Origin of the sequence: Actinoplanes sp. KI2 (assembly GCF_025630775.1) — a bacterium.
GTDB lineage: Bacteria > Actinomycetota > Actinomycetes > Mycobacteriales > Micromonosporaceae > Actinoplanes.
Genome location: NZ_JAOSZE010000068.1, coordinates 38,423 through 45,287, shown reverse-complemented (window position 1 = coordinate 45,287; position 6,865 = coordinate 38,423). Strand labels below are relative to the sequence as shown.

Genomic DNA, 6,865 nt, shown 5'->3' with positions numbered 1-6,865 from the left:
CCAGGCGCAGAGAAGGAACATGAAAAGCCCGCCCCGAGGAATCAGGGCGCGCTTCTTTCGGCTCAGCGCGTTTCGGTTGCTTTTCTGATCTCGAGCATCGTCTTCGAGGCTTCCGGCTCGGTGCGGTTGTTGAACATCGCCATCGCCAGGGAGCCGTGGTCGGACCACCCGCAGACGGTCAGCGGGCCCGAGTCCGTCTTGGTGGTGCCGCACTTCATGGTGCCGCCCAGCGGGCCGGCGCTGACCTCGTGGAGGTCCGTGACGGCGCCTTCGTTGTCGCCGATCAGGTCGAAGGCGGCGTCCAGGTCGTTCTCGGGGGTCCAGAACAGGGTGGTGCCGCCGAACAGAAGAACGTCCTTGCCGGTGTTGCCGCCGTCGGTGTAGACCGCTCCGATGGTTTTGTCCATGGTGATTTCGGCGGCTATCGCGGTCTGCAGGTAGTCGGCGGTGGACTTGGCATCCTCCGACGTGTTCAGGGTCAGCGTGCCGATCTGGGCGGGTGTGGCCAGCTTGGCGTCTTTTTGCGTGACGATCTGATACGCCTCGTACCCGAGGAGGCCGGCGCCGACCACCGCGACCCCGAGGAGGCCGAGCAGGAGCGTGCGGCGGAGCGGGGAGCGGCGTACGGGCTGCTTCTGATCTTCGCCGCCGGCTTCGTCCGCGGTGAGACCGATCTCGCCGATCTCGATGTGGGTGTCGTTGGCGGAGGCGTCGCCTGGGGCGTCGGGCATTGCGCGAGAGTAGCAACCGCGGTCCCCGGGAGGAGGTGCGAATTCGGGGTTTGGTCAGCGGCTCCGTAGACTTGTCGGGTGACCGAGACGACCCAGACCCGCACCCCCGACAGCCGGCCCACCGGCGGCCTCTCCGCCCAGTACCAGCCGGGCGAGGTAGAGCAGCGGCGGTACGAGACGTGGGTATCGGCGGGCTACTTCACGGCCGACCCGGCCAGCGCAAAACCGGCCTTCTCGATCGTCATCCCCCCGCCGAACGTGACCGGTTCCCTGCACGTCGGCCACGCCCTCGACCACACCATCCAGGACACCCTTTCCCGCCTCAAGCGGATGCAGGGCTACGAGGTGCTCTGGCTGCCCGGCATGGACCACGCCGGCATCGCCACGCAGAACGTGGTGGAGCGCCAGCTGGCCGCCCAGCAGCAGTCCCGGCACGACCTGGGTCGCGAGGCGTTCGTGGCCAAGGTCTGGGAGTGGAAGGCGCAGTCCGGCGGCGCGATCCTCGGCCAGATGCGCCGGCTCGGCGACTCGGTCGACTGGACCCGCGAGCGGTTCACGATGGACGAGGGCCTGTCCCGGGCCGTGCAGACCATCTTCAAGCGGCTGTACGACGACAAGCTGATCTACCGGGCCAACCGGATCATCAACTGGTGCCCACGCTGCCTCACCGCGCTCAGCGACATCGAGGTCGAGCACACCGACGACGAGGGCGAGCTGGTCTCGATCCGGTACGGCGACGGTGACACCGCGATCGTGGTCGCCACCACCCGGGTCGAGACGATGCTGGGCGACACCGCGGTGGCCGTGCACCCCGACGACGAGCGGTACCGGCACCTGGTCGGCACCGAGGTCGAGCTGCCGCTCACCGGGCGGCGCATCCCGATCGTGGCCGACGAGCACGTCGACCCGTCGTTCGGCACCGGCGCGGTCAAGGTCACCCCCGCGCACGACCCGAACGACTTCGAGATCGGCCAGCGGCACGACCTGCCGAGCATCACCATCATGGACGAGCGCGCGGTGGTCACCGTCCCCGGCCCGTTCGAGGGCCTGGACCGCTACGAGGCCCGGCCGGCCATCGTCGCCGCCCTGCGCGAGCAGGGCCGGATCGTCGCCGAGAAGCGGCCATACCTGCACTCGGTGGGCCATTGCTCGCGTTGCAAGACGACCGTCGAGCCCCGGCTCTCGCTGCAGTGGTTCGTAAATACCGCCCCGCTCTCGAAGAAGGCCGGCGACGCGGTACGCGACGGCCGGGTGAAGATCGAGCCGGAGGAGCTGTCGAAGCGGTACTTCGCCTGGGTCGACAACATGCACGACTGGTGCATCTCGCGGCAGCTGTGGTGGGGTCACCGCATCCCGGTCTGGTACGGGCCGGGCGGCGAGGTCGTCTGCGTCGGCCCCGACGAGCAGCCGCCCACCGGCGAAGGCTGGCGCCAGGACGAAGACGTACTCGACACCTGGTTTTCCTCCGCTCTTTGGCCCTTCTCGACGATGGGGTGGCCGGAGCAGACCGCCGAGCTCGCGAAGTTCTACCCGACCAGCGTGCTGGTCACCGGCTACGACATCCTGTTCTTCTGGGTCGCCCGGATGATGATGTTCGGCCTGTACGCGATGGGCGACGTCCAGCCGTTCGACGTGGTCAACCTGCACGGCATGGTCCGCGACGGGCAAGGCAAGAAGATGTCGAAGTCGTTCGGCAACGTGGTCGACCCGCTCGACTGGATCGACCGGTACGGCGCCGACGCCACCCGTTTCACGCTGGCCCGCGGCGCGAACCCCGGCTCGGACGTGCCGATCAGCGAGGAGTGGTGCCAGGGCTCCCGCAACTTCTGCAACAAGCTGTGGAACGCGACCCGGTTCGCGCTGATGAACGGCGCGACCATCGAAGGCGACCTTCCCCCGGCGGAGGAGCTGAGCGCCATCGACAAGTGGATCCTGTCGCGGCTCCAGCACGTGATCGCCGAGGTCGACGAGGAGTTCGCGACCTACGAGTACGCGAAGGTCTGCGACACCCTTTACCACTTCGCCTGGGACGACGTCTGCGACTGGTACCTGGAGCTGAGCAAGCCGGTGCTGGCCCAGGGAAGTGCGACGACCCAAAGAGTCCTCGGCCACGTGCTCGACCAGCTGCTGCGCCTGCTGCACCCGGTCATCCCGTTCGTCACCGAGGAGCTGTGGATCGCGCTGACCGGCGGCGAGACGGTCGTCAAGGCGGCCTGGCCGGCGGCGGACAAGGAGCTGATCGACGACGCCGCCGAGGAGGAGCTCGCCGCCCTGCAGAAGGTCGTGACCGAGGTCCGGCGGTTCCGCTCCGACCAGGGCCTCAAGCCCACCCAGCGGGTCACCGCGGCGCTCACCGGGCTCGGCAACGTCGGCATCGACACGCACGAGCCGCTGATCCGCTCGCTGGCCCGGCTCGACCCGCCGACCGACGGCTTCACCACCACCGCGACGCTGGCCGTGACCGGCGGCATCACGGTCGACCTCGACACCCGGGGCACGATCGACGTCGCGGCCGAGCGGGCCCGGCTCGAGAAGGACCGCGCCGCCGCCGAGAAGGAAGCGGCCCAGGCCCGAGCCAAGCTCGACAACGACGCGTTCCTGGCCAAGGCCCCCGATGCGGTGGTCGCGAAGATCAAAGACCGGCTGGCCGCGGCCGAGGCGGATCTCGCCCGGATCGCCGCGGCCCTCACCGCATTGCCGTCGGCATGAGCGAGTACGACGAGGTGGCGGCCGCGCTCGAGCAGCGCGGCTTCACCCGCATGGTCTTCGACCTCGGCAAGATCCGCGATCTCATGGACGTGCTGGGCAGCCCTCAGCGGGCCTACCCGTCGATCCACCTGACCGGCACCAACGGCAAGACCAGCACGGCCCGGATGATCGATGCGCTGCTGCGGGCGCACGGCCTGCACACCGGCCGGTACACCAGCCCGCACCTGGAGACCGTCCGCGAGCGGATCAGCCTCGACGGCGAGCCGATCTCCGAGGAGCGCCTGGTCGCCACCTACCAGGAGGTCGCGCCGCTGGCCGAGCTGATCGACGCGCGCAACAGCGAGCCGCTGACCTACTTCGACATGACGACGGCGATGGCGTACGCGGCCTTCGCCGACGCGCCGGTCGACATCGCCGTGGTCGAGGTCGGCCTCGGCGGCGAGGACGACGCCACCAACGTGATCGCGGCCGGGATCTGCGTGCTGACCCCGATCGGGCTCGACCACACCGAGTGGCTCGGCGACACCATCGAGGACATCGCCTGGGCCAAGGCCGGCATCATCCACAAGGGCGCCACCGTGATCACCGCGCTGCAGACCGAGGAGGCGATGCGGCCGATCCTGGAGCGCAGCGCCGAGATGGGGGCGACCCTCGCGCGGGAGGGCAGCGAGTTCGGGGTCATCGAGCGCACCCAGGCGGTCGGCGGCCAGGTGCTGCGCCTGCAGGGGCTCAGCGCCGTCTACGACGAGGTCTTCCTGCCGCTCTTCGGCGCGCACCAGGCGCAGAACGCCGCGCTCGCGCTGGCCGCGGTCGAGGTGTTCCTCGGCGATCAGGTGCGACCCGAGCTGGTCGTCGAGGGCTTCGCGCAGGTCGACTCGCCGGGCCGGCTCGAGCGGGTCCGCAGCGCACCGACCATCCTGCTCGACGGCGCGCACAACCCGCACGGGATGGCCGCCACGGTCGGCGCGCTGGAGGAGGAGTTCAGCTTCCGGCACCTGGTCGCGGTGGTCGCGGTGCTGGGCGACAAGGACGTGTCCGGCCTGCTCGACCTGCTCGAGCCGGTCGCCGCGCGGATCGTGGTCACCCAGAACAGCTCGCCGCGCTCGATGCCGGTGACCGAGCTGGCCCAGCTGGCGACCGACATCTTCGGCGAAGACCGGGTCACCGTCGCCGACACCATGCCCGACGCGATCGAGGAGGCCGTCGTGCTGGCCGAGGAGGACGCATCCGGCGAGCTCAGCGGCGTCGGCGTGCTGATCACCGGCTCGGTCGTCACGGTGGCCGACGCACGGAAACTCCTGAAGCGATGACCGACCACCAGCGAAACGAGGCGGCCGATCTGCGACAGCCCGACGATGCGGAGGTGCCGGCGCCGCGTTCCGGGCTGCGCAATCCCCAGGCGGCGGTGCGCGGCCTCGGCGCCGGCACGCTGATCCTGGAAGCGATCGTCCTGCTGCTGGCCATCCAGCCGATCCGCATCTTCAGCGGCCACGTCAGCGGCTGGGCCGTGGCCGCGGTGATCACCCTCGCCGTGCTGGCGATCGTGCTGGCCGGCCTGATGTCCCGCCCGTGGGCCTGGGTCGCCGGCGCCGTCCTGCAAGCGCTGCTGATCACGTGCGGGCTGCTGCACTGGTCGCTCGCGGTGATCGGCATCATCTTCGCGGGCGCGTGGGCCTATGCCGCATATATCCGCAAAACGATCCTCGGATAGATCAAAACCATTCTCCCGTACGCCACACCCAGGTCCCCGATGAGCCGGCGACCTGGGTGGTGGGTTGCGCCTGTGCCGCCCGCTGCGGGCTGAGCTGCCTACTTGCGCTGCAAACCAGAAAACCGGAACCTAGCGGCGCTTGGCGGGCTCCAGCCTGGTGGACCAGAGCGAGACGCCATCGCGGTCTCGCAGGTCCACCGTCAGTGTGCCGGTGTGTGCGTCGATGGTGACCTCGCCGAAGTGCTGGTAGCCGGCGGCGGGTGAGGTGTTGGCGGCGGGCGGGGCGTGCACGAAGGCGACCTCGGGGCCGAAGGTGCCGTCCAGGGCGTTGGGGCCGAAGGCGCCGGCGTGGGCCGGGCCCGACACGAACTCCCAGAACGGGGTGAAGTCCTGGATCGCCGCCCGGGACGGGTCGTAGTGCTGGGCCGCGGTGTAGTGGACGTCGGCGGTCAGGAAGACGATGCCGGTCACGCCGTGGCGGTGGGCCGACCGGAGCACCTCCGCGAACTCGAGCTCGCGGCCCTTCCGGGCGCCGTTGTCGCCCTGGGCCACCCCCTCGAAGGTGCCGGGTGCGTCCGGGACCACCAGGCCGAGCGGGAGATCATTGGCGATGACCTTCCAGGTGGCTCGGGACTCCCGGAGGCCGCGGATCAGCCACGCGCGCTGCTCGGCGCCGAGCATGCCGCGCTTCGGGTCGGCGTAGACGTTGCCGTCGTTCGGGTCCTTGAAGGTGCGCATGTCCAGGATGAACAGGTCCAGCAGCGGACCGTGCTGGATCCGGCGGTAAACCGGGCCGGAGGCGGACGGGATCGGCATCCACTCGTGGTAGGCCTGGTGGGCGCGGGCGGCCAGCACGTCGATCGACTTCTCGGTGTAGCGGGCGTCGTCGAGGATCTGGCCGGGATACCAGTTGTTGCGGACCTCGTGGTCGTCCCACTGGTTGATCTGGGCGACCTCGGCGGCGAAGCGCTTGTAGCTGTCGTCGAGCAGGTTGTACGCGTACTGGCCGCGGTACTCGGTCAGCGTCTCGGCGACCTTGGACTTCTCCTCGGTGACCAGGTTGTGCCAGGTGCGGCCGTCGGGCAGGGTCACCGACTCGGGCAGCGGGCCGTCGGCGTACACCGTGTCGCCGCTGTGCAGCAGGAAGTCGGGGCCGCGCCGGCGCATCGACTCGAAGAGCGCGAGGCCGCCGTACGCGGGGTCGATGCCCCAGCCCTGGCCGACCACGTCGCCGGTCCAGACGAACCGGACGTCGGTGCGGCCGGCGGGCGAGGTGCGCAGCGAGCCGTCGACCGCGTTGCCGAACAGGCCGGGGCGGTCCAGACTCTCCGCGCGTACCCGGTAATAGATCTTCGATCCGGACGGCAGGTTGCGCAGCCGGACCTTGCCGGTGAAGTCGGTGTCGGGGGTGACGATCGGGCCGCGGATCACTCGGGAACCGCGCAGGTCGGGGCGGCGGCTCGCCTGGACCCAGAGCCGGGCGGGCCGGTCGGAGCGGCTCCAGATGATCGCCGAGCCGGCGGTGGCGTCGCCGCTCTGCACGCCGTGGGTGAGTATCGGGCGCACGGCGGCCGACGAGAACGCCGGCGCCTCGAACAGGGCCGAGCCGGCGAGGCCGGCCATGCCCGCCCGGAGAAGGTTGCGTCGCGAGATCGAGGTCATGCCTTGATGCCTATCGATCGGACGTGGCCCTCGGGTGGCCGTGCCCTGAAAC

Annotated in this window: 5 protein-coding genes; 3 read left to right on the top strand and 2 right to left on the bottom strand. The window is 70.0% G+C overall.

The features are described 5' to 3' along the window. Window positions 1-62: 62 nt before the first annotated feature. Entirely contained in the window at window positions 63-731 is a 669-nt protein-coding gene (locus tag ODJ79_RS43215; RefSeq protein ID WP_263029541.1) for a hypothetical protein, read from the bottom strand. 78 nt (window positions 732-809) lie between these two features. Here ODJ79_RS43215 and ODJ79_RS43210 point away from each other — a divergent pair, with 78 nt between their 5' ends. From ODJ79_RS43210 to ODJ79_RS43200, 3 genes are read left to right on the top strand one after another with little or no spacing between them, the layout of a single operon-like run. Then, window positions 810-3,440: a valine--tRNA ligase gene (locus ODJ79_RS43210; protein WP_263029540.1), complete on the top strand. Its 2,631-nt coding sequence runs from the start codon at window positions 810-812 to the stop codon at window positions 3,438-3,440. Next, the gene (locus ODJ79_RS43205; RefSeq protein WP_263029539.1) at window positions 3,437-4,750 is read left to right on the top strand and encodes a bifunctional folylpolyglutamate synthase/dihydrofolate synthase; all 1,314 of its coding nucleotides are present in this window, start codon (window positions 3,437-3,439) and stop codon (window positions 4,748-4,750) included. The genes ODJ79_RS43210 and ODJ79_RS43205 overlap by 4 nt, the downstream gene beginning before the upstream one ends. After that, window positions 4,747-5,151, top strand: coding sequence for a DUF4233 domain-containing protein (locus ODJ79_RS43200; protein WP_263029538.1), 405 nt, complete (start codon window positions 4,747-4,749; stop codon window positions 5,149-5,151). Before ODJ79_RS43205 ends, ODJ79_RS43200 begins: the two co-directional genes overlap by 4 nt. Before the next feature lie 129 nt (window positions 5,152-5,280). Here the strand turns inward: ODJ79_RS43200 and ODJ79_RS43195 are convergent, their stop codons facing one another. Further along, window positions 5,281-6,813, bottom strand: coding sequence for an alkaline phosphatase D family protein (locus ODJ79_RS43195; protein WP_263029537.1), 1,533 nt, complete (start codon window positions 6,811-6,813; stop codon window positions 5,281-5,283). Window positions 6,814-6,865: the final 52 nt, after the last annotated feature.